The 23,272-nt window shown below is 61.8% G+C and carries 21 protein-coding genes; 4 read left to right on the forward strand and 17 right to left on the reverse strand.

The window, feature by feature from the left end; all coding sequences use genetic code 11:
- On the forward strand, positions 1-149 hold a 149-nt coding region (locus B0T39_RS23630), incomplete at its 5' end, for a transposase (RefSeq protein WP_141111082.1).
- 525 nt (positions 150-674) lie between these two features.
- Positions 675-1,454, forward strand: a complete 780-nt coding sequence (locus B0T39_RS23635; protein ID WP_081551083.1) for a DODA-type extradiol aromatic ring-opening family dioxygenase — start codon at positions 675-677, stop codon at positions 1,452-1,454.
- On the opposite strand, the gene B0T39_RS23640 is transcribed toward B0T39_RS23635, so the two are convergent.
- The 6 genes from B0T39_RS23640 to grpE form a co-directional block, all read right to left on the reverse strand.
- Entirely contained in the window at positions 1,451-1,633 is a 183-nt protein-coding gene (locus B0T39_RS23640; protein WP_081551085.1) for a hypothetical protein, read from the reverse strand. The two genes, B0T39_RS23635 and B0T39_RS23640, sit on opposite strands and share 4 nt — an antisense overlap.
- 61 nt (positions 1,634-1,694) lie before the next feature.
- Positions 1,695-2,699: a porphobilinogen synthase gene (hemB, locus tag B0T39_RS23645; RefSeq protein ID WP_043591896.1), complete on the reverse strand. Its 1,005-nt coding sequence runs from the start codon at positions 2,697-2,699 to the stop codon at positions 1,695-1,697.
- Between the two features lie 147 nt (positions 2,700-2,846).
- Positions 2,847-4,358: an alanine/glycine:cation symporter family protein gene (locus B0T39_RS23650; RefSeq protein WP_081551087.1), complete on the reverse strand. Its 1,512-nt coding sequence runs from the start codon at positions 4,356-4,358 to the stop codon at positions 2,847-2,849.
- 274 nt (positions 4,359-4,632) lie between these two features.
- Entirely contained in the window at positions 4,633-5,760 is a 1,128-nt protein-coding gene (dnaJ, locus tag B0T39_RS23655; RefSeq protein ID WP_081551089.1) for a molecular chaperone DnaJ, read from the reverse strand.
- A 143-nt stretch (positions 5,761-5,903) separates the two neighbouring features.
- Positions 5,904-7,835: a molecular chaperone DnaK gene (gene dnaK / locus B0T39_RS23660; protein ID WP_081551091.1), complete on the reverse strand. Its 1,932-nt coding sequence runs from the start codon at positions 7,833-7,835 to the stop codon at positions 5,904-5,906.
- Positions 7,836-7,951: 116 nt separating this feature from the next.
- Complete coding sequence (gene grpE / locus B0T39_RS23665) at positions 7,952-8,500, reverse strand: nucleotide exchange factor GrpE (protein WP_043591903.1); 549 nt, start codon at positions 8,498-8,500, stop codon at positions 7,952-7,954.
- 463 nt (positions 8,501-8,963) lie between these two features.
- Between grpE and aceA the strand changes: the two genes are divergently transcribed.
- Positions 8,964-10,262 carry an isocitrate lyase gene (gene aceA / locus B0T39_RS23670; RefSeq protein WP_019101049.1) on the forward strand — a complete coding sequence of 433 codons (1,299 nt, stop codon included), beginning with the start codon at positions 8,964-8,966 and terminating at the stop codon, positions 10,260-10,262.
- A gap of 254 nt (positions 10,263-10,516) precedes the next feature.
- Entirely contained in the window at positions 10,517-11,071 is a 555-nt protein-coding gene (locus B0T39_RS23675; protein ID WP_019101048.1) for a flavodoxin family protein, read from the forward strand.
- Between the two features lie 79 nt (positions 11,072-11,150).
- On the opposite strand, the gene mpl is transcribed toward B0T39_RS23675, so the two are convergent.
- The 11 genes from mpl to hemG form a co-directional block, all read right to left on the reverse strand.
- Positions 11,151-12,530 carry a UDP-N-acetylmuramate:L-alanyl-gamma-D-glutamyl-meso-diaminopimelate ligase gene (gene mpl, locus B0T39_RS23680; RefSeq protein ID WP_081551101.1) on the reverse strand — a complete coding sequence of 460 codons (1,380 nt, stop codon included), beginning with the start codon at positions 12,528-12,530 and terminating at the stop codon, positions 11,151-11,153.
- Positions 12,531-12,660: 130 nt separating this feature from the next.
- Positions 12,661-14,070, reverse strand: coding sequence for a sodium:proton antiporter (locus tag B0T39_RS23685; protein WP_043591905.1), 1,410 nt, complete (start codon positions 14,068-14,070; stop codon positions 12,661-12,663).
- Between the two features lie 521 nt (positions 14,071-14,591).
- Positions 14,592-14,972 carry a lactoylglutathione lyase gene (gene gloA / locus B0T39_RS23690; RefSeq protein ID WP_043591907.1) on the reverse strand — a complete coding sequence of 127 codons (381 nt, stop codon included), beginning with the start codon at positions 14,970-14,972 and terminating at the stop codon, positions 14,592-14,594.
- Positions 14,973-15,136: 164 nt separating this feature from the next.
- Positions 15,137-15,847 carry a M48 family metallopeptidase gene (locus tag B0T39_RS23695; protein ID WP_176219643.1) on the reverse strand — a complete coding sequence of 237 codons (711 nt, stop codon included), beginning with the start codon at positions 15,845-15,847 and terminating at the stop codon, positions 15,137-15,139.
- Positions 15,807-16,583 (reverse strand): lysophospholipid acyltransferase family protein, encoded by a 777-nt coding sequence (locus B0T39_RS23700; RefSeq protein ID WP_019103521.1) that lies wholly within the window; start codon positions 16,581-16,583, stop codon positions 15,807-15,809. The genes B0T39_RS23695 and B0T39_RS23700 overlap by 41 nt, the downstream gene beginning before the upstream one ends.
- 26 nt (positions 16,584-16,609) lie before the next feature.
- Positions 16,610-17,155, reverse strand: coding sequence for a D-glycero-beta-D-manno-heptose 1,7-bisphosphate 7-phosphatase (gene gmhB, locus B0T39_RS23705; RefSeq protein ID WP_019103520.1), 546 nt, complete (start codon positions 17,153-17,155; stop codon positions 16,610-16,612).
- 49 nt (positions 17,156-17,204) lie between these two features.
- Complete coding sequence (gene glyS / locus B0T39_RS23710) at positions 17,205-19,265, reverse strand: glycine--tRNA ligase subunit beta (RefSeq protein WP_081551093.1); 2,061 nt, start codon at positions 19,263-19,265, stop codon at positions 17,205-17,207.
- Between the two features lie 14 nt (positions 19,266-19,279).
- A complete protein-coding gene (locus tag B0T39_RS23715) occupies positions 19,280-19,705 on the reverse strand; it encodes a surface-adhesin E family protein (RefSeq protein ID WP_081551105.1) in 426 nt (141 codons plus the stop codon).
- A 44-nt stretch (positions 19,706-19,749) separates the two neighbouring features.
- Entirely contained in the window at positions 19,750-20,640 is an 891-nt protein-coding gene (glyQ, locus tag B0T39_RS23720) for a glycine--tRNA ligase subunit alpha (protein ID WP_081551095.1), read from the reverse strand.
- 137 nt (positions 20,641-20,777) lie between these two features.
- Positions 20,778-21,512 (reverse strand): substrate-binding periplasmic protein, encoded by a 735-nt coding sequence (locus B0T39_RS23725; protein ID WP_176219645.1) that lies wholly within the window; start codon positions 21,510-21,512, stop codon positions 20,778-20,780.
- Between the two features lie 37 nt (positions 21,513-21,549).
- Entirely contained in the window at positions 21,550-22,881 is a 1,332-nt protein-coding gene (hemG, locus tag B0T39_RS23730) for a protoporphyrinogen oxidase (RefSeq protein WP_081551099.1), read from the reverse strand.
- Positions 22,882-23,272 lie beyond the last annotated feature (391 nt).

The raw sequence follows: 23,272 nt of genomic DNA on the forward strand, positions 1-23,272 counted from the left end.
CGGTGATGCCTCAACGTTGGGTGGTGGAGCGCTCATTTGCTTGGCTTGAGAAATGCCGACGGTTATGGAAGAACTGCGAGCGGAAACTCAATACCAGCTTGCAGTTCATCCATTTAGCCTTCCTCGTTCTGCTGCTCAAAAGATCGTGAACAGGCTCTCAGAACCTGTTCAAAGTCTGCTGCGCTTCTTGAAGCCTTGCACGGGGAGTACAAGCTTAAAATGCTCATGTACCACTTGTACACTCCGCTTTTTCGCTCGTTTTCGCCTTGTCTCGCCCTAGCTCGCGAGACTTTGAACAGGCTCTCAATTGCAGGCCGTCCTTTGCTCCGACCGCTCCACAATGGAGCGTTTATTTTGACATTTAATTAATAATGATTATCATTCAAATATAGGAGCGTCAAATGACCATGTACCGACACCAGCTGAGAAGGTTAAAGCGGCAGCCACTAGCCAGCAGGCAAGACAAGCGCAATTGGCGACGCATCGCGGGCTTCCTCATCTTCATTGCAGGCTGTGCCATCCTGCTTGCCGGATTAAGTTAGTCCCGCCCCTCCCCCAAGGCGCCTCATCGCTAAATTGTTTCCAACGAGTAAACAATAAAACCAATAAACTGCGGTTTATCAGAGAATCGGCGTAGCTTAAGCTGAAGCATCTCTTGAATGAAAGCTTCAGCCATGACCGCTCGCCTACCCGCGCTGTTCATCTCGCACGGCGCCCCCACCTTGGTGCTTGAAGACAGCCCAAGCCGTCACTTCATCTCCCGACTGGGAACGGAATTGCCCCGCCCGCGCGCCATCGTCATCGTTTCCGCGCACTGGGAAACTCGCGGCCTGGTGGTCAATCACAACCCCAATCCGGAAACCATTCACGACTTCTACGGCTTCCCCGAGGCCTTGTACCGCTTGAGCTACCCCGCGCGCACCGATGCGCCGCTCTGCGCGCGCCTGCATGAATTGTTCGCCGCAGCCGGTCTTCCGGCGCAGAGCACCGAACAGAGAGGATTGGATCACGGCGCCTGGACGCCTCTGATGCTGATGTATCCACAGGCGGATATTCCCATCGTCAATCTGTCGCTGCCGCATCAAGCGCCGGCATCCGAGTTGATGCGCATAGGCGAAGCGCTGCGCCCGCTGCGCGACGAGGGCGTTCTGATCGTCGCCTCCGGCAGCTATACTCACAATCTGCGCGCGCTGGCGCCGGAAGGCTCGGAACCGGCGCCGTGGGCGCTGGCCTTCCGCGATTGGCTGGACTTGCAGTTGGAGACCGGAGCGCATGAAGCCTTGGCGGACTGGCTGCGGCTGGCGCCCGACGCGCGCCGCAACCACCCCAGCGACGAACATATCGCCCCCCTGTGGATTGCTCTGGGAGCCGGCGGCCGCGGCGCCAAGGCCGTCAAGCTGCACGACGACTGGCGCATGGGCAATCTGTCCATGGCTAGCTGGCGCTTCGACTAGCCGCCCGGCGGCGCGGCATCGTCGTCTTGATCCTCATCGTCCCAAGCCAGCGGCTTGACGCCGGCCGGCAGCTCCGGCGGCGGCTCGCGCCTGGCCAACCGGATCAGAATACCCAGCGCCGTCACCGCAGGCGCGGCGGCGATGATCACCCAGAACAGGGTGGAATGCATCAAATCCATATCCGCTCCCATGCAAAACGCCCCGGCCGGAGCCGGGGCGCGAGGGCTGGCCTGCCTGCGCTCAGCGTTGACGCAGCAAGCGCGCAGCGTCCAGCGCGAAATAGGTCAGGATGCCGTCCGCACCGGCTCGCTTGAACGCGATCAGGCTTTCCAGCATGCACTTTTCCTCGTTCAACCAGCCGTTCTGGAACGCGGCCTTCAACATCGCGTATTCGCCGGACACTTGATAGGCGAAGGTCGGCACCCGGAAAGTGTCTTTCACCCGGCGGATCACGTCCAGATAAGGCATGCCCGGCTTGATCATCACCGCGTCCGCGCCTTCTTCCAGATCCTGCGCCACTTCCTGAATCGCTTCGTCCAGATTGGCCGGGTCCATCTGGTAGTTGTTCTTGTCTGCCTTGCCCAGATTGCCGGACGAGCCTAGCGCGTCGCGGAACGGGCCGTAGAAACCGGATGCGTACTTGGCTGAATACGCCAGGATTTTGGTATGGATGAAGCCTTCCTCTTCGAAAGCCTCGCGGATCGCGCCGATGCGGCCGTCCATCATGTCGGACGGGCCGAACATGTCCACGCCGGCCTCGGCGTGACAGAGGCCTTGCTTGATCAGGATTTCAGTGGTTTCGTCGTTGAGCACGTAGCCGCTATCGTCCATCACCCCATCCTGGCCGTGAATGGTGTAGGGATCCAACGCGCCGTCCGTCATCACGCCCAGCTCGGGAAAGCGTTTTTTCAATTCGCGCACCACGGTCGGCACCAGGCCTTCGGGGTTGTAAGCCTCTTGCGCGCTATTGTCCTTACCCGACTCGATCACCGGGAACAGCGACAGCATCGGGATGCCCAATTCCAGCGCCTGTTCGGCGGTGTGCAGCAATTTGTCCAGCGTCTGGCGCGGCGCGCCCGGCATCGACGGCACTTCCACCACCCGATTCTGCCCTTCCATCACGAATACCGGATAGATCAGGTCATTGGCGGTCAGCACGTTTTCACGCATCAGGCGGCGGGAGAATTCATCTTTGCGCATGCGACGCATGCGGGTGGCGGGAAAATAGCGGTTGGCGAAAATCATGACAATTCCATTAGAAGGATCAGCCAGGCCATTGTACGCCTGTTGCCGCCGCCCCGCAGCGGATGCCGGCCGGCAAAACAGAGTGTTCTGATTTTTGCACGCTCGGCCTGCGGACAGCGCCGGACACCGGTGCCGTCCGCGTCCTCGTCAGCCCTTGCGTGGAGCAAGTTTGCCCTCATCCGCCTCGTGAGCAGCCTGCGCCGCCAATTCCGCTGCCAGATTGTCCTCCGCGCGCCGTCCTTCCCAGTAGGCGGCGTTGACGATGCCCAGTTTCTCCGGATGGAAGACCGGGTCCAGCCCCTGCGCCTTCTGCGCTTCGTAATCGCGCAGACAGGCCAGCGCCGGTTTTTGCATGAGAATGATGGCGATGATGTTAAGCCAGGCCATAAGGCCCACGCCGATATCGCCCAACCCCCAGGCCAGATCCGCGGTTTTGACCGTGCCGTACACCGTCGCCGCCATCAGCGCGATCTTCAACACGAAGCTCAGCCAAGGCAGCTGGATCTTGCGGTTGATGTAGGCGATATTGGTTTCGGCGATGTAGTAGTAGGCGACGATGGTGGTGAAGGCGAAGAAAAACAGCGCCAGCGCGACGAAGATGGAACCGAAGCCCGGCATGATGCTTTCCATCGCGATCTGCACATAGCCCGGCCCCGCCGCCACGCCGGCGATGCCGGTGAACATGGCCTGGCCTTCCGGGCCCTGCACATTGTATTGACCCGTGATCAGCAACATGAAAGCAGTGGCGGAACAGACGAACAGGGTGTCGATATAGACCGAGAAGGCTTGCACCAGACCCTGCTTGGCCGGATGCGATACCGCTGCGGCGCTGGAAGCGTGCGGGCCGGTGCCCTGGCCGGCTTCGTTGGAATACACGCCGCGCTTCACCCCCCACTGAATGGCTAGGCCGAGGATGGCGCCGAAGCCGGCCTCAAAGCCAAACGCGCTTTTCAGCACCAAGGCCATCACGCCGGGCAATAGCTCTATGTTCAGCGCGATGATCACGCAGGCGACGATGATATAACCCAGGGCCATGAACGGCACCACCGCGCCGGCGAACAGCGCGATGCGCTTGACCCCCCCGAAGATGATGAAACCCAGGATGATGGCCAGTACCGCGGCGGTGACGGTGGGCGCGATGCCGAAGGCGGTTTCGAGCGAGGCGGCGATGGAATTGGCCTGCACCCCCGGCAACAGCATGCCGGTGGCGACAATAGTGGTGATCGCGAACAGCCAGGCATACCACTTCATGCCCAGCCCCTTCTCGATGTAGAAAGCCGGGCCGCCGCGGTACTGGCCGTCTATTTTCTCCTTGTAGACCTGGCCCAGCGTCGATTCCACAAAGGCCGAACTGGCGCCTAGAAAGGCCACCATCCACATCCAGAAGATGGCGCCCGGGCCGCCGAAAGTAATCGCGGTGGCCACGCCGGCGATATTGCCGGTGCCCACGCGGCCGGCCAAGGTCATCGCCAGCGCCTGAAACGAGGACACGCCGCTGGCGGTGCTCTCGGTATTGAACATCAGCCGCAGCATTTCCTTGAAGTGGCGCAACTGCAAGAAGCGCGTGCGCACAGATAGGTAAAGACCCACGCCCAGGCACAGGTAAATCAGCGCCGGGCTCCAGATGACGCCGTTGACGGCGTTGACGAATTCATCCATGAAACTCTCCTTTGAGCGAAGCCGGGTGCGCTTCGCCTAACGGCGGACACCCGGATATTTTTATGTTCTCGCCCCGGAGCGGGGATCCGGAGCCCCTCCAAGATAAGGCCCTAGACCGGAACCCTCCAGATAATTCATTTTAAAAAAACGCTCATTACAACAAGTTACCCAAAAACATTTGACCAATAGACAAAAAAATGAAACAAAAAAAACGGCAAGCGCGCTCGCTTGCCGTTTTTGCACCGACGACCGCGAAGGCCGCTCGGATATCGCTTTAGCCGAAGAAATCCTTCAGCTTGTCCATGAAGGACTTGGAACGCGGATTGTGAGTCGCCACATCTCCCTGGCTGATGGCGTCGAATTCACGCAGCAGCTCTTTCTGACGATCGGTCAGCTTGACCGGGGTTTCCACCACCACATGGCAGTGCAGGTCGCCGTAATCGGTGCCGCGCACCGCCTTCACGCCTTTGCCGCGCAAGCGGTAGACTCGGCCGCTCTGGGTTTCCCCCGCGATCTTGACCTTGGCCATGCCGTCCAGCGTGGGGATTTCCACTTCGCCGCCCAACGCCGCGATGGAGAAGGAGATCGGCATCTCGCAATGCAGGTCCATCCCGTCTCGCTGGAACACCGCGTGCGGCTTGATGTGGGTAACCACGTAGAGATCACCGGACGGGCCCCCGTTCTGACCCGGCTCGCCTTCGCCGGATAAACGGATGCGGTCGCCCTCGTCCACGCCGGGCGGAATCTTCACGTTCAGCGTTTTGTTGGTCTTTTTCTGGCCCGCGCCGTGGCAGCTGGTGCAGGGATCGGTAATCTGCTTGCCGGTGCCGTGGCAGGTGGGGCAAGTCTGCTGAATGGAGAAGAAGCCCTGGCTCATCCTCACCTGGCCGTGACCGCCGCAGGTGGAGCAGGTCTTGGGCTGGGTGCCGGGCTTGGCGCCGCTGCCGTGGCAGACGTCGCATTCTTCGTGCGAAGGGATGCGGATCTGCTTCTCGCAGCCGCGAGCGGCTTCTTCCAGCGAGATTTCCATGTTGTAGCGCAGGTCCGCGCCGCGATAGACGTTGGAGCGTCCGCCGCCGCCGCCGCCGGAACGTCCGCCGCCGAAGATGTCGCTGAAGATATCAGCGAAATCGCCGAAGCCTCCGAAGCCAGCGCCGCCGCCCGCGCCGGCTTGCGGATCCACTCCGGCGTGGCCGAACTGATCGTAAGCGCCGCGCTTCTGGCTGTCGGACAAAATCTCGTAAGCTTCCTTGACCTCTTTGAACTTCTCTTCCGCTTCCTTGCTGTCCGGATTGCGATCCGGGTGATACTTCATCGCCAGCTTGCGGTAAGCCTTTTTGATGTCGTCGTCGGAGGCGTCGCGATTGACGCCCAACACATCGTAGTAATCTTTCTTGGACATGTTCCTGTCTCTCTCAAAATTCAGCCTGCACGGGAAGCAAGCCCCCTGCGCGGCCGGCCACCATACGCCAATGACCGGTCCGAGCCGCGGAACACTCCGGCGGGCCCGGCCCGGTCATCAGGCGTCAAGACATCGGCTGGCGATTAAGCCTTGTCTTTCTTCACTTCTTCAAACTCGGCGTCGACGACATTGCCGTCTTCCTGCTTGCCGGCCTGAGCGTCCGCGCCGCCCTGCTGGGCGCCGGCTTCAGCCTGCTGAGCCTGGGCGTACATGATTTCGCCCAGCTTCTGGCTGGCCTTGGCCAGTTCTTCGGTCTTGGCTTCGATCTCGGCCTTGTCTTCGCTCTTGGCCACTTCCTCGGCAGCCTTCACCGCGTCTTCGATCTTGGCCTTCTCGGCGGCGTCGATCTTGTCGCCGTGCTCGGCCAGCGATTTCTTCACGCTGTGGATCAGGCCTTCCGCCTGGTTGCGCGCGGTGACCAGCTCATGCAGCTTCTTGTCTTCCTCGGCGTTGGCCTCGGCGTCCTTCACCATTTGCTGGATCTCGGCCTCGGACAAACCGGAGGAAGCCTGAATGGTGATGTTGGCCTGCTTGCCGGAAGCCTTGTCCTTGGCCGACACGTGCAGAATGCCGTTGGCGTCGATGTTGAATTCCACTTCGATCTGCGGAATACCGCGCGGCGCCGGCGGGATGTCACCCAGATTAAACTGGCCCAGGCTCTTGTTGGCGGAAGCTTTCTCGCGCTCGCCTTGCAGCACGTGGATGGTCACCGCGGTCTGGTTGTCGTCGGCGGTGGAGAACACCTGCGACGCCTTGGTCGGGATGGTGGTGTTCTTCTGGATCAGCTTGGTCATCACGCCGCCCAGGGTTTCAATGCCCAACGACAGCGGGGTCACGTCCAAGAGCAACACGTCCTTGCGGTCGCCGGACAGTACCGAACCCTGGATCGCCGCGCCGACAGCCACGGCTTCGTCCGGGTTCACATCCTTGCGCGGCTCCTTGCCAAAGAACTCTTTAACCTTTTCCTGCACCTTGGGCATGCGGGTCTGACCGCCGACCAGGATCACGTCGGAGATGTCGTTGACCGACAGGCCGGCATCCTTGAGCGCCACGCGGCACGGCTCGATGGAGCGCTCCACCAAGTCCTCAACCAGGCTTTCGAACTTGGCGCGGGTAATCTTCATCGCCAAGTGTTTCGGGCCGGTAGCGTCCATGGTGATGTAAGGCAGGTTCACCTCGGTCTGGGTCGCGCTGGACAGCTCGATCTTGGCTTTCTCCGCGGCTTCCTTTAAACGCTGCAGCGCCATCACGTCGTTCTTCAGGTCCACGCCCTGTTCGCGCTTGAACTCGGTCACGATGTAGTCGATCACGCGCTGGTCGAAGTCTTCGCCGCCCAGGAAGGTGTCGCCGTTGGTCGACAGCACTTCAAACTGGTGCTCGCCGTCCACATCGGCGATTTCAATGATGGACACGTCGAAAGTACCGCCGCCCAGGTCATACACCGCGATCTTGCGGTCGCCTTCCTGCTTGGACAGGCCGAAAGCCAGTGCCGCGGCGGTCGGTTCGTTGATGATGCGCTTCACTTCCAGACCGGCGATGCGGCCGGCGTCCTTGGTGGCCTGGCGCTGGCTGTCGTTGAAGTAAGCCGGCACGGTGATCACCGCCTCGGTCACTTCCTCGCCCAGATAATCTTCAGCGGCCTTCTTCATCTTGCGCAGTACTTCGGCGGAGATTTGCGGCGGGGCCAGTTCTTGGTCGCGCACTTTCACCCAGGCGTCGCCGTTCTTGGCTTTCAGAATTTCAAAAGGCATCAGGTCGATGTCTTTCTGCACTTCCTTATCTTCGAAGCGGCGGCCAATCAGGCGCTTGGCGGCGTAGATGGTATTGCGCGGATTGGTCACGGCCTGGCGTTTGGCCGGCGCGCCGACCAGGATTTCGCCGTCGTCCATGTAAGCGATGATGGACGGGGTGGTGCGAGCGCCTTCGGCGTTCTCGATGACTTTCGGGTTGCCGCCTTCCACTACCGATACGCAGGAGTTGGTGGTGCCCAAGTCGATGCCAATGATTTTACCCATGTCGAAGTTCCTTTATCTTAATTCGTTTCAGCGGCCATTTGTTCGATAGCGACCGCCTGTTGTCTCAATAGGTATTGGCTATGCCCATTATTTCAAGAGGAGCACGCCGCCCTTTTTTATGCTTTCGCCTTAGCCACCACCACCATCGCCGGACGCAGCACGCGGTCCGAGATCTGGTAGCCTTTTTGCATCACTCGCACGATGGTGTTGGGCTCGGCGTCGGCCTCTTCCGCGCTCATCGCCTGATGCTGATGCGGGTCCAGCTTGTCGCCCGCCTGAGGGGCGATGTCCTTGATCTGCGCCTTGTCGAAAGCGGAGATCAACTGTTTCAGCGTCATGTCCACGCCCATCTTCAGGGTGTCGATCTGGCCGCTCTGATCCAGCAAGGCCATTTCCAGATAGTCCTTCACCGACACCAACTCGCCGGCAAACTTGGTAATCGCGTACTTGTGCGCGGCGGCGACGTCTTCCTGCGCGCGGCGGCGCTGATTTTCCAGATCGGCGCGGGCGCGCAGCAATGCGTCCTTCAGTTCGGCCACTTCCGCATCCAGAGCGGCGATCCGCTGCTCTGCGCTCAGTTCTTGCTCTACGGCCTGCTCCGCCACCGTTGCGTCGATATTGTCATTGTCCACGGCGTCTGCCGCGATGTTTTGCTTGTCCTGCATGGCAATTCCTCGGATTTGGATTCAGCGGTACGAATAGTCCCGACTCAAGGTAGGGGCTTCATCGCGGAATTCAAGTCCTGAAAACGACTGAACCGCTTCAGACCGCCGCGCCCAGGCTGCCAAACGCGGATGTGCGTTTGCGGACTTTTATTTTCTAAAAGCAAACGCTTGAGCGAGCCGCAATATTCGTTTTAGGAAAGTTGCTGTTAGCTTTTGAAAATCAACAATTTTCTTTGTGCTGCACTGCACACAAGCGTTTTTTTTTGTGCTAATAATTGAGCCACACCCGCAAGTGCACTGCCGGGCGGCCCTCTATCCACAGGGTCTGAGCGGCGGGCATGCCGAGCCGGCTCCATGAGGGCCGGCCGCAAGAAAATCCGGAAAAACCGGATGAAACAGATCGCTTAATGAGGACGCCGGCGCCTGCCGGCGCGCACAGAAACGTATCGAGAAGGGCTTTAGCATGACGACTCGCGAACAACGCATTGCAGCCATCCAGAAAGACTGGAACGAAAATCCCCGCTGGAAAGGCATCAAGCGCGGCTACAGCGCCGCTGATGTGGAACGACTGCGCGGCTCGCTGCAGATTGAGTACTCGTTGGCGCGCAACGGCGCGGACAAACTGTGGGGCCTGCTCCACAGCGAGCCTTACATCAACTGTCTGGGCGCGCTGACCGGCGGTCAGGCCATGCAGCAGGTCAAGGCCGGCGTCAAAGCCATTTATCTGTCCGGCTGGCAAGTGGCCGCCGACAACAATGAATATTCCGCGATGTACCCGGACCAGTCGCTGTATCCGGTGGACTCGGTGCCCAAGGTGGTAGAGCGCATCAACAACGCCTTCACCCGCGCTGACGAAATCCAGCATTCCAAGGGCGTGGCGCAAGGCGACGCCGGCTTCATCGACTACTTCGCCCCCATCGTGGCGGATGCCGAAGCCGGTTTCGGCGGCGTGCTGAACGCCTATGAATTGATGAAGGCGATGATACGCGCCGGCGCCGGCGGCGTGCACTTTGAAGACCAATTGGCCTCGGTGAAGAAATGCGGCCACATGGGCGGCAAGGTGTTGGTTCCGACCCAGGAAGCCGTGCAGAAACTGATCGCCGCGCGCTTGGCCGCCGATGTTTACGGCGTGCCCACTCTGGTGATCGCCCGCACAGACGCCGAAGCCGCCGATCTGTTGACCAGCGACTGCGACGAGCGCGACCGTCCCTTCCTGACCGGCGAGCGCACCGCCGAAGGCTTCTACAAGACCAAGAAAGGCTTGGAGCAGGCGATCAGCCGCGCCATCGCCTATGCCGACTACGCCGATCTGGTCTGGTGCGAAACCGGTACACCGGATTTGGAATTCGCACGCAAGTTCGCCGAAGCGGTTCACGCCAAGCATCCGGGCAAACTGCTGGCCTACAACTGCTCGCCGTCCTTCAACTGGAAGAAGAACCTGGACGACGCCACCATCGCTAAATTCCAACGCGAACTGGGTGCGATGGGCTATAAGTACCAGTTCATTACCTTGGCCGGCATTCACAACATGTGGTACAACATGTACGACCTGGCGCAAGATTATGTTGCACGCGGCATGTCCGCCTATGTTGAAAAAGTGCAGGAGCCGGAGTTTGCCGCTCGCGAACGCGGCTACACCTTCGTATCCCACCAACAGGAAGTGGGCACCGGCTACTTCGACGACGTCACCACCGTGATCCAGGGCGGCCAATCCAGCGTCACAGCGCTGACCGGCTCCACCGAGGAAGAGCAGTTCCACTAAGCCTCGGCTCAAACCAAGAAAACGCCCACCTTGCCGTGGGCGTTTTTATTGACCTGCCGCTGCGCCGAAAAGCTACTATTCAAACCCACGGCTCGCGATACCGAAAATGCGTCAAGCCGTCTAGATTGTTTAATGCGACTAAATAATTAATTTATCCGACGACGCTTTTTCAATTCGCCATCATCGCCAATACTTGCACAAGGCCCACCTCGCTGCGGGCCTTTGTTAATTCACGGCAATATGAAAGGCTCGCCATGGCGAAAGTCGTCGTTGTATATCACTCCGGTTACGGTCACACCCAGCAAGTGGCCCAGCATGTCGCCGAAGGCGCAGGTGCGCAATTGCTGGCCATTGACGCCGAGGGTAATCTGCCCGCCGGCGCCTGGGATCTGCTCAACAGCGCCGACGCCATCATTTTCGGCTCGCCCACGTATATGGGAAGCCCGAGCTGGCAGTTCAAGAAATTCGCCGACGCCAGCTCCAAAGTCTGGTTCACACGAGGCTGGCAGGACAAGGTGTTCGGCGGCTTCACCAACAGCGCCAGCCTGAACGGCGACAAGCAGGTTTCGCTGATTTATCTGCAAACCCTGGCCTCTCAGCACGGCGGTCTGTGGGTCAGCCTGGGCTTGCTGCCCAGCAACGCCAAGAACGCCAGCCGCGAGGACATCAACAATCTGGGCGGCTCGGTAGGTCTGCTGGTGCAATCGCCGTCCGACGCCAGCGTCGACGAAATCCCGCAGGGCGATCTGGACACCGCCAAGGCCTACGGCCAGCGCGTGGCCGGCATTGCCGCCAAACTGCGCGGCTAAGAACCTGTTTACGATAAACTCCGCGTCGTAAAAGACAAAGGGGGCCAACGGCCCCCTTTCTTGCGTCGACGCTTGTCGCTCAGCCGCGCATGGCCAGTTGGTCCAGCAGCTTCTGATGAATGCCGCCGAAGCCCCCGTTACTCATCACCAGCACATGGTCGCCCGGGCGCGCCGCGGCCACCACCGCTTGCAGCAGCGCGTCGAAATTATCGAAGGTTTGCGCGCGGTCGCCCAGCTCTGCCAAGGCCTCGCCGGGATTCCACCCCAGATTGGCGGCGGAACAGAACACCAGGTCGGCATCGGCCAGAGAGGCCGGCAGCGCAGCCTTCATCGTGCCCAGCTTCATGGTGTTGGAGCGCGGCTCCAGCACCGCCAGGATGCGCGCCCCGCCTGCCTTGTGGCGCAGGCCGGCCAGGGTGGTGGCGATGGCGGTGGGATGATGGGCGAAATCGTCGTACACCGTGACTCCGGCCGCCACGCCGCGCACCTCCATCCGCCGCTTTACGTTTTGAAAGCGCGACAATGCATCAATGGCCTGGCTCACCGCCACGCCGACATGACGAGCGGCGGCGATTGCCGCCAAGGCGTTGAGACGGTTGTGCTCGCCCATCAAATCCCAACGCACCCGCCCCTGAATCTGGCCGTTGAGCAGCACATCGAAATGGCCATTGTCCTCCAGCGCGCCCAACTGCCAGCCGGCGTCCGCGCCAAAGCGTTCCACCGGCGTCCAGCAGCCGCGCTCCAGCACCCGATCCAAGCTCGCCTCCCGGCCATTGCTGACGATCAGGCCCTGGCCCGGCACGGTGCGCACCAGGTGGTGGAACTGAGTTTCTATCGCCGCCAGATCGGCGAAGATGTCGGCGTGGTCAAACTCCAGGTTGTTCAGCACTGCGGTGCGCGGCCGGTAATGGACGAATTTGGAGCGCTTGTCGAAGAAGGCGGTATCGTATTCGTCAGCCTCAATCACAAAGAAGGGGCTGACGCTCGCCGCGTCCTGACGCGGCGCGCCAGGCAGGCGCGCCGACACGCCAAAGTTCTGCGGAATGCCGCCGATCAGGAAGCCCGGCGCCAGGCCGGCATCTTCCAAGATCCAAGCCAGCATCGAACTGGTGGTGGTTTTGCCGTGAGTGCCAGCCACCGCCAGCACCCATAAATCCTTGAGCACGTTTTCCGCCAGCCACTGCGGGCCGGAGATATAAGGCAGCCTGCGATTGAGGATTTCCTCCATCAGCGGCTTGCCGCGCGTCACCACATTGCCCACCACGAAGATGTCCGCGCCGATGTCGGCCTGCTCCGCGCCGAAGCCCTGGGTCAGCTCGATGCCCATGGCTTCCAGCTGGGTGCTCATCGGCGGGTATACATTGGCGTCGCAGCCGGTGACCTTGTGGCCGGCCTGTTTGGCGATAGCGGCGATCCCCCCCATGAAGGTGCCGCAAATGCCCAGGATATGGATGTGCATAGTTTGGTTCAGCGTATTGAAAACGGCAAAACGGCAAGCATACCGGAAAGCGGCGGGGCCGACATCCATGCCCTCCGGCTCGAACAAAACAAAGCCCGCGACAGCGGGCTTTGTCTGCAACAGGACGGCGTCAGAAGAAAATCAGCGTCATCAGCACAAACAAGGGCAACAGAATGGCGCAGGACCAGCCCAGATAGCCGAAGAAGCTCGGCATCTTCACATGACGATGCTCGGCGATGGCCTTGACCATGAAATTGGGCGCGTTGCCGATATACGTATTGGCGCCCATGAACACAGCGCCCATGGAGATCGCCAGCAGGGTGTCCGCCATCGGGCCCATCAGCACCTGAGCGTCGCCATGCGCCAGGTTGAAGAACACCAGATAGGTGGGCGCATTGTCCAGGAAGCTGGACAGAATGCCGGTCATCCAGAAATACATCATGTTCACCGGCTGGCCGTTGGCATCGGACACCATGCGCACCAGGCCGGCCAAGTGGCCGTCGGCGCCGGCGCGCAGAATGGCGATCACCGGGCCGATGGTGACGAAGATGCCGGCAAATAACTTGCCCACTTCCAGAATGGGATCCCAGTTGAACTCGTTGCCGGCGCGCACTTGCTTGGGAGTGATCCACAGCGAGGCGAAGGCCAGGCCGATCAGCGCCAGATCGCGAATGATGTTCTGCAGCTCGACATGCGTGCCCATGATGTCGAACTCCACGCCCGGCTTCCAAACGCCGGACATCAACACCGCGCCGACAATGCCGGCCAGCAGGAACAGATTACGCTTGCCATGCAGCTTGATCGGCTTGTCCTTGGAGCGATCCACCTCCGGCAGCGTGCCCGCCTGGGCTTCTTTCTTGAAAAGATAGCTGTCCAACACGTAGAAAATGGCAAGCAGCGCCAGCGACAACACCAATACCGGCAGCGCCATGTGCTGCACCGTCCAGCCGAAGCTCACCCCCTTGAGGAAGCCGAGAAACAGCGGCGGGTCGCCCAGCGGAGTCAGGCCGCCGCCGATATTCGCCACCAGGAAAATGAAGAACACCACCACGTGCACATTGTGCTTGCGCTTTTCATTGGCGCGCAGCAAAGGGCGGATCAACAGCATCGCCGCGCCGGTGGTGCCCATGATGGAGGCCAGCGCGGTGCCGATCGCCAAGATGGCGGTATTGAGCTTGGGCGAGCCGTGCAGCGAGCCCCACACCAGAATGCCGCCGGACACTGTGTACAGCGAAAACAGCAGCACGATGAAGGGAATATATTCGGCGAACAAAGCATGAACGATTAGCGCCATCGAAGTGCCCAGGCCATATGCCACCGCGAAGGGCGCCAGGAATAGCACGGTCCAGACCGCGGTGATCTTGCCGAAGTGGTGGTGCCAGATACCCGGCGCGAATATGGGGAACAGCGCGATGGACAGCAAAATGCCGGCAAACGGCAGTCCCCAGGCCAGGCTCAGCGTGGCGCCGTCCAGTTCAGCGGCTTGCGCCAGCGCCGGCAGCAGAGCCAGCGCGGCGGCGCTAAAGAGTTTTTTGGTCATCTATCTTCCCGAGGGCATGACGCCCATTGATAAAAGCGCCATCGCCTGCGCCGCGCGAGGGCAGGCTATGCAAAGAGTGGATTCCGGCAGTGTTATCGACGCGAAACGGCAGCCAGATGCCGTTGCGCTGACGCTTAGCCGTCAGGCCGGCGCGGATCTCGTCTCCGTGGGAGCGGCGCCTCCGTTTCGGCCAGAACGGTTACAAAGCGTTACATCGTCCCATAACTCGGGCAGTCCGGACAAGGAAAACCGGAATCGGAACCAAGAGTTTTTGCGCAATTGCCACGCTAATTAAGCATTTGATGAAACAAGGCCGGCGGCTCATTGCCGCCGGCCTGATCTTGAAAGCTGTTCAAGGGCCCTCGAACAAGAATGCTTAGAGCCTATTCACGATCTCGCGAGCTAAGGCGAGACAAGGCGAAAACGGCTGAAAAAGCGGAGTGTACATACGGTACATGCGCATTTTGAAGCCGTACTCACCGGTAACGCTCCACGATGCGCAGCAGATCGTGAACAGGTTCTCAGCGCTGAATGAACTCGATCTTGTAGCCGTCCGGATCCTCGACGAAGGCAATCACCGTAGTGCCGTGCTTCATCGGGCCGGCTTCGCGGGTGACCTTGCCGCCCTTGGCGCGCACCATGTCACAGGCGGCGTAGGCGTCCGGCACTTCCACGGCGATATGGCCGTAACCGGTGCCCAGTTCGTAGGACTCGGTGTCCCAGTTGTGGGTCAGTTCCAGCACCGTCTGTTCCTCTTCCGCACCGTAACCCACGAAGGCCAGGGTGAAGCGGCCTTCCGGATAATCCTGGCGGCGCAACAGTTTCATATCGAGCACTTCCTGGTAAAACGCCAGCGAGCGCTCCAAGTTGCCCACTCGCAGCATGGTATGTAGTAAACGCATCATTCTTCTCCTTAGAACCTGTTCACGATCTGCTGTGCGTCGTGGAGCGTTACCGGTGAGTACGGCTTCAAAATGCGCATGTACCGTATGTACACTCCGCTTTTTCAGCCGTTTTCGCCTTGTCTCGCTCTAGCTCGCAAGATCATGAATCGGTTCTTTATTCATTAATCAAAATGGAACAGCTCGGCGCCGCGCAGCTTCAGCCAACGCCGCGCCGCCTGCCAGCCCGGGTACAGACGCGCAGTCTCCGCCCAGAAGGCGGGCGAATGGTTCATGTGTTCCAGATGGGCCAGCTCATGGGCGATCACATAGTCCAGCACCGTCGGCGGGGCTTGCAGCAAGCGCCAGTTCAGCCGGATGATCCCGGCGGCGGTGCAACTGCCCCAACGCGTGCGCGCCGACGACAGCTGTAGGCCGCAGGGCTGGCGACGACAGCCGCGCGCCAGTTCCGCCATCCGCGCCGGAAACCGCAAAGCAGCCTCTCGCTTGAAGAAACGGCGGACCGCCTGCTTCAAGGCCGCCGCGTCGCCGTGCGCGATACCGGTAACAATCAACCCGTCCGCCGTCAGTCTAGCCGTGCGCCTCGCGCCCGCTGTCAGCACGATGGGCAGCGCCTCCCCCCGCCAGCGCAGCTGGCTGAGATCTTCGGCTTGCCGCCGCTCTAGCCTCTGCCGCGTCACATGGCCGGCGATCCAGTCTCGACGCTCCAACAACACTTCGCGCAGACGGGCGGCGCTAACCGCCGGATGAGCCACTAGCTCCACCCTGCCCGCGCTCACCCGAATGCCCACGCTCTTGCGCGGACGCCGGGTCAGCACCACATCCACCTCGCCGTCAGGCAGCGGCAGACGCAGCCAGACGCTTGCGCTTTTCATCCTCGTCCGCAAACGGGCCGACGCCGCCGATCTCGCGCTGACGCGCCTCGATCCACTGTTCGGCCTCCTTCATCATCGCCTCCGGCCCCAGCTCTTCGCTCGGCACAATGGGCTGGCCCACCACCACGGTGATTTCGCCGGGATATTTCAGGAAGGCGTTGCGCGGCCAGAACTCGCCGGCGTTGTGCGCCACCGGCACCAGCGGCATGTCGAACTGCTTGGCCATGCGCGCCGCGCCCAGCTTGTATTTGCCCGCCACGCCCGGCTTGGTGCGGGTACCCTCCGGGAATACCGTGATCCAGAAACGGTGGCGTTTGCGCTCCAAGCCCTGCTCCAGCAGACGCTGGTTGGCGTTGGCGCGGTCGGAGCGGTTGATGATGATGGGGTTCATCAGCACCAGGCCCCAGCCGAATACCGGAATCCAGGTCAGCTCTCGCTTGGCAACGTACACTTGCCACGGGAAAATCTTCTGCAAGGCCAAGGTTTCCCAACCGGACTGGTGCTTGGAACAGATCACCGACGGCTGCTCAGGCAGATTTTCCGCGCCCAGCACCTTGTATTTCAAGCCGATCACATGCTCCAGCATCCACAACAGGCTCAAGGCCCAGCTGACGCCGAACACATGGCGCGCGCGGCGCGGCAGCGGCGCGGACAGCAGCAGCAGAAAGAAGAAGAGCGGCGTGATGATGATCAGCACCAGCCAATACAGCAGGTTACGAAGCCATAAACTCAGCATGCTTGGAACACTATCCTTTTCTGAAGTCAACGTTCGCGGGAATCGATCAGATATTCCGCGGCGTCGTACAAATCGTCGAACACCAGGGTGCCGGCCGGCAGCTCGCCATCGGCCAGCGTTTTGGCCCCCTTGCCGGTCTTGACCAAGATGGGCAGGCCGCCCACCGCCGCCACCGACTCAAGATCGCGGCGGCTGTCGCCGATCAGCGGCAAGCCGTCCAGTTTCACATTGAAGCGCTCCGCAATCTCCAGCACCATGCCCGGCAACGGTTTGCGGCAGTCGCAGCCGGCGCTGGGGCCGTGCGGACAGAACAGCACCGCGTCGATGCGGCCGCCGGCCTGGCCCACCAGCCTGTGCATCTTCTCATGCATGGCGTTAAGCGCTTGCATGTCGAACAGGCCGCGGCCGATGCCGGATTGATTGGTGGCCACCACCACGCGCCAGCCGGACTGGGTCAGGTTGGCGATCGCCTCCAGGCTGTGTTCGATCGGCACCCACTCCGCCGGCGATTTGACGAAATCGTCGCGGTCCTCGTTGATCACGCCGTCGCGGTCGAGTATCACTAGTTTCACGGTTTTCCCCGTCCAGAGCGCCGGGGCGGCCGCGGGCCGCCCCATCGGATTACTCCGCCAGCAGCGAGATATCCGCCACGCGGTTGAACAAGCCGGCCAGACGCGCCAACAAGGCGATGCGGTTGTTGCGCACCGCGACGTCGTCCGCCATCACCATCACGCCGTCAAAGAAAGCGTCCACCGGCGCGCGCAGCGAAGCCAACTGAGTCAGCGCGGCGGCGAAATCGCGGGCGGCGAACTTGCCGTCCACCTGCGGCGCCAGTTGCTCGACGGCGGCGAACAGCGCCTGCTCGGCCGCTTCGCTCAGCAGCGCCGGGTTCACCGCGCTCACTTCGCCTTCGGCCTTCTTCAGGATGTTCTTCACCCGTTTGTTGGCGGCGGCCAGCGCGGCCGCTTCCGGCAAGGCCTTGAAGGCGGCCACCGCGGACAAGACCGCGCGCACTTCCGCCAGCCGGCTGGGCGCCTGGGCCAACACCGCGTCGATCTCGTCGCCCTTGTAATCGGCGGCGAGGAAATTCTTCAGACGGTCCATCATGAAGCCGAACACCTCGTCGGCCACGGCGGCGGACAGCTTGCCGGCCGGGAAGGCGGCGACGACGATGTTCAGCAGCGCTTTCAGATCCAAATCCGCTTCCAGCGCCATGCGCACCACGCCCAGAGCGGCGCGGCGCAATGCGAACGGGTCCTTGTCGCCGGTGGGAATCAGGCCGATGCCCCAGATGCCGACGATGGTTTCCAGTTTGTCCGCCAGCGCCACCGCGGTGGCGATCTTGCCTTCCGGCAACGTGTCCCCGGCGAAGCGCGGGTGGTAATGGCCTTCGACGGCGGCGGCCACTTCGGCGTGCTCGCCGTCGTGCTGGGCGTAGTACATGCCCATCACGCCTTGCAGTTCGGGGAATTCGCCCACCATGTCGGACACCAGATCGGCCTTGGCCAGATAGGCGGCGCGGGCGGCCAGCGCGGCGTCGGCGCCCAGCTCATGGGCGATGGCGCCGGCGATGCTCTGCAGGCGCTCGACGCGCTCCAGCAAGGAACCGATCTTATTGTGGTAGACCACATTGGCCAGACGCGGCAGCCGGCTGTCCAGCCGCGCCTTCTGATCCTGCTCGAAGAAGAACTTGGCGTCGGACAGACGCGCGCGCAATACGCGCTCGTTGCCGCCGACGATGAAGGACGGGTCCGCGGTTTCCAGGTTGGACACCAGCAGGAAGCGGTTCATCAGCTTGCCGGACGCGTCCAGCAGCGGGAAGTATTTCTGGTTCTGCTGCATGGTCAGGATCAGGCATTCCTGCGGCACGCGCAGGAATTCGGCCTCGAAGCCGGCTTCCAGCACCACCGGCCATTCCACCAGGCCGGTCACCTCGTCGAACAAGGCCTCCGGCGCGGCGATGGTGGCGTTCAGGCGGGCGGCGGCCTCGGCCAGCTTGTGGCGGATCAGTTCGCGGCGAGCGTCGAAGCTGGCCACCACCTTGCCGGATTCATGCAGGGTGCGCGCGTAGGCGTCGGCGTTGGCCACCGTCACCTCGCCTTCGGACAAGAAACGATGGCCGCGGGTGCGCTGCCCGCTTTGCAGGCCCAGCACTTCTCCCGGCACCACCGCATCACCGTGCAGCATGATCAGGCCGTGCACCGGACGCACGAATTGCACATCCAGGCTGCCCCAGCGCATCAGCTTGGGCGCCGGCAGCTTTTTCAGCGCCAGCGCCACCACGTCGGCCAGCACCGCGGCCAGCGGCTGGCCCTGCTTGACGCTTTCATAGGCGTACACGTCCTGCTTGCCGTCGCTCATCGTGGACAGCGCGGACACCTCCACGCCGCAGGAGCGGGCGAAACCGGCCAGCGCCGGCGTGGGTTGACCATCCTTGAGTCCGGCGGCCACGGCCGGGCCTTTGCGGGTGATTTTCTGGTCAGGCTGCAAGGCGGCCACATTGGCCAGTTGCACCGCCAGGCGGCGCGGCGAGGCGTAAACCATCGCCTCGGCGTCGGCCGGCGCGAACTGCATTTTCTTCAATTCGTCGCCAATGGTCTGGGCAAAGCTGGCGGCCAGCTTTTCCAGCGCTTTGGGCGGCAGCTCCTCGGTGAGCAGCTCAATCAGCAATGTCTGGTTCATATTCACTCGAAAACTTAACGCTTGGCGGCCCCGGCGGCTTCGCAGATCACCTTCATCATGGCGTCGGCGACCGATCCCTGATACACGGGCTGCCATTTCCAGGCGTGACGCGGCACTGGAAATAGGGTTGAGAACAGGTGCCTGTTGTTGCGATCGAAATAATCGGAACTGACAAACACATACTGGTACTTACCGCAGTCGGCGTAACCGACGCTGCGGCGGATATTGAATTTCAGCTTGTAGCTTTTCTCGTACTGGACCTTATCGAACCGTTCCTGGTTGACGAAGTGCACCAGTCCGTCCTGTCCCAGCCACAGCGAGTTGCCGTCAATCGCCAGTTGCAGCGCCTGGCCGTCCTGATACGCCACCCAATCGGCGGCGGGTTCGGCCAGCGCCGGCAGCGCCAACGCGGCGCACATGCATGCGAAAAAAGCTTTCATGCGCATTCCCTCTGTCAAGAAACGGCCGGGGCGGCAAGTCAAGCTCAGGCCTGCCGGCACATCGGGAAGCCCAGCGCTTCGCGGGCGTCGTAATAGGCCTGCGCCACGCCGCGGGACAGGGTGCGGATGCGGCCGATGTAGGTGGCGCGCTCGGTCACCGAGATCGCCCCGCGCGCGTCCAGCAGGTTGAACGCGTGGCCGGCTTTGAGGATCATTTCGTAAGCCGGCAACGGCAGGCTGGCCTCCAGCAGCGACTTGGCCTCGGTCTCGTAATCGTTGAACTGGCGGAACAACAGCTCGACATTGCTGTGTTCGAACGCGTACTTGGATTGCTCCACTTCGTTCTGGAAGAACACATTGCCGTAAGTCACCGGCTGGCCGTCCGGCAAATGGGTCCAGATCAGATCGTAGACGTTCTCCACGCCCTGCAAATACATGGCCAGGCGTTCCAGGCCGTAGGTGATCTCGCCCAGAACCGGCTTGCAGTCCAGGCCGCCCACTTGCTGGAAGTAGGTGAATTGGGTCACTTCCATGCCGTTCAGCCAGACTTCCCAGCCCAGCCCCCAGGCGCCCAGAGTCGGGTTTTCCCAGTCGTCCTCAACAAAGCGGATATCCTGCACCGTCGGATCCAGGCCCAGCTCCTTCAAGGAGCCCAGATACAGTTCCTGGATATTGGACGGAGACGGCTTCAACACTACCTGGAATTGATGATGCTGAAACAGGCGGTTGGGGTTTTCGCCGTAACGGCCGTCCTTGGGACGGCGGGACGGCTGCACATAGGCCGCGTTCCACGGCTCCGGCCCCAGCGCCCGCAGAAAGGTGGCGGTGTGGGAAGTCCCCGCGCCCACTTCGGTGTCGTAAGGCTGCAGCAAGGCGCAGCCCTGGCGGTTCCAATAGTGCTGGAGCGTGAGGATGATTTCCTGGAAGGTAAGCATAGACGTGGCAAGCAAAGTGAAAAGTCAAAGGCCGATTCTACCGCCTAGCGTCCCCCGCGCAAAGCCAAGCCGTTGGCGGCAAATCAAAAAGGCCGGCGAAATATCCTCCCGCCGGCCCGCCTCGCGTCGCGTCGCCCTCATTTGCCCGTCGCCGGCACCATGTCCCGGAACTTGCGCTTGGTGTATTTGGCGTAGATGCGCTCCACGCTGCCGTCGCGAATCAAATCGCCTATCGTCGCGTCCAGCCGCGCCGCCAGCGCCGCCTGTCGATCGCTGAAAGTGGGCGATAAATCTGTTCGGTCTATCACCGGCTGCAAGATCTCCACATTCTGCCGCAGGGACGCGCCCCAGACATCGCACAATACGAACTGGCGGTGGCCGCCGGTCAGCATCGCGTAAAGCTGATCCTCGTCGTTGCTCGGCTCCAGTTTCCAGTTGGGGTAGTTCAGAATCTTCGGCGTATAGGTGTAGCCGCGCACCATGCCCACAGTCTGGCCCTGCACCAGCTTCCAATCGAAGGACTTGACCGGCGAGCCTCGCTTGACGCACAAGGCCACCGGATAGCTGGAGTAAACGTTTTTGAAACGCGGCGTCTGCGCCGCGACTTCATTGTCGATCACCGCGTCGTAATCGCCGGTTTTGATACCTCGCAGGCAACGCTCCCACGGCGCGCCCTCCATCGTGACCGGCACGTTCATCCGGCGGAAGGCCTCCTGCAATACGTCGTGACTGATGCCGGAGTCCACCTTGCCGTTTTTCACATAGGTGAACGGCTGCCACTCCACTCCGCATAGTTTGACCGGGGCCTGCGCCACCGCCCCCGCCGACAGCAAGCCGGCTCCGACAGCCGCCATCCATAGACTCGCCCTCATCGCCCGCTCCTTTCGCCCGGCTGTCCGCGACGATTTGTTATATGCCGTATCCGCGACAATGCAAAGCCTGCTCCGCCAGCCGGTCCGCCAACGCCCGGCCCTTTGCCAGGCAATCCGGCAGCGACACCCCGTCCAGCCAGTTGGCGCACGCATGCAGACCTCGCTCGCTCGCGGCCGCCGCCAGCGGCCGCAAGGCCGCCATCGCCGGGGTGCCCTGCGGCAACGCCTGCGGCCAGCGTACAATGCGTTGACTCAAGGGCTCGCCCACCAGACCAAACAGGCGCGCCAGTTCCAGGTTCAAACGCCGCAACAAGGTCTGGTCCGGCAATCCGGCCAACGCCGCCTGGCGACGGCCGCCGATAAAACTGGTCACCAGCCTCAAACCGGGCGCAGCCGTGTGCGGATAAATCCGGCTGGACATCAAATGCCCCAAGGCCAGAGCCTGCTCGCTGGCGGGGTGCAAACCGCCAAAGCCATTCAACGGCCGACGCAGCGCTTCCGCCTCCGCTACCGTGGCCACTACGGTCAGCGGCGCGTAGGGCAGCGCCGCGCAGGCGCTCGCCCATTCCGGCTCGCAATCCCTCAACAACAAGGCCGTCTGCGGCGCAGGTAAAGCCAGCACCACGGCGCTGGCCGGCTGCGGCCCTCGCGGCGTCAGCACTCGCCAGCCCTCGCCTGCGCGCTCCAGCCCCAGCGCCGGACAGCTCAGCCTCACGTCCAGATCGCGCGCCAACCGCTCGGCCAGGCTGGACAGCCCGCCCGCCAGCGTGAACATTCGCTTGCGTCTCGTCTCCCCGCGCCGCCAACGCCGCCACATGCCCAAGGCAAGCGAACCGGCCTCCCGCTCCGCGGCCGCCAATGCGGGCAAGCATTCCGCCATCAGCAATTCTTCCGGATCTCCGGCGAATACGCCGCCGATGAACGGGTCCACCAGGGTGGCCAGCGCTTCCTCGCCCAGCCGGCGCCGGAAGAAGGCCGCCACCGTTTCCCCCTTCACCGGCGCGGAACGACGCCAGGGCTCGCTCAATAAACGCCATTTGGCGCCCCAACTTAAGTAGGAGCCGGTCAGCAGCGCGGCCGGGCCGTCGGGCAAGGCGCGGTAATGACCGTGCCGCAACACGAAACGCCGCTGCGGCCCCGGCGCCGGCGGCAAGGGCGTCAGCCCAAGCTCCAGCAGCCATTGCCACAAGGCTTCGTCCGCCAACACGGTGTTGGGCCCCGCCTCCATCAAGCCCGGCGCCAAGTCCAGGCTCAGCACCTTGCCGCCCACCCTGTCGGACGCTTCGAACACCACCGCGTCCACGCCGCGCCGGCGCAACTGCCAGGCGCAGGCCAGGCCGGACATTCCCGCGCCTATCACCGCAATCATTTCCCGTCCCCTCTAAATTGGGCCTGTTCAAAGTCTCGCGAGTGAAAAGTGAGGCAAGGCGAAAACGGCTGAGAAAGCGGAATGTACTTACGGTACATGAGCATTTCGAAGCCGTTTTCAACGCCGTATCGCTGAAGCGCAGCAGATCGTGAACAGGTTCTAAGTTCCAGTATGCCTGGAGCAGCCCACACGCCGGTTGATCCGAGGCAAGCCGGCTCGCGCCCAAGTTAACACATTCAGTTTTTAATTGACCTTGCTCTGTATAGGCGCTGTTGCACAAATCCTGAACAGGGCGAGTTTCCCCTTTCCCCAAGCGGACTTATGCCACCGCCACCGTGCATGGACGGCCCAGCATGCTGAAGCGGTTCAAGATGGCAGCACGCACTTGCAG

The sequence above is a fragment of the Chromobacterium haemolyticum genome (genome assembly GCF_002081825.1).
Taxonomy (GTDB): domain Bacteria; phylum Pseudomonadota; class Gammaproteobacteria; order Burkholderiales; family Chromobacteriaceae; genus Chromobacterium; species Chromobacterium fluminis.